Annotated in this window: 1 protein-coding gene; it reads left to right on the top strand. The window is 71.6% G+C overall.

Annotated features, from left to right (window positions below; genetic code table 11):
• Nucleotides 1–236: hypothetical protein (locus SB658_RS27525; RefSeq protein ID WP_410603740.1), on the top strand; the 236-nt coding region annotated here is incomplete at both ends.

Raw genomic sequence — 236 nt, forward strand, 5'->3', positions numbered from 1 at the left:
ATGCGAACACCTACGTCTCGTCATCCGTCGACATCCGCGGGCTCGACGAGGGCGAGCTACTTCGCCCCGCTTCGGGCTTCGGCGGCGTGCCGCTCGAGGCCCCGACCGTGCAGACGATGCTCGCACGGGAGTACACGCTCGGGCAGGTCGAACGGTGCAGCGTGTATCGCCGCACAGCGGATCCGTCGGCGCTGCACGAGCGGCTCGACGCGGCGAGCGCCGTCGCGGGGGCCGAC

It is taken from the genome of Bacillus sp. SIMBA_008, from assembly GCF_046535495.1.
In the GTDB taxonomy this organism is placed as follows: domain Bacteria; phylum Bacillota; class Bacilli; order Bacillales; family Bacillaceae; genus Bacillus; species Bacillus subtilis.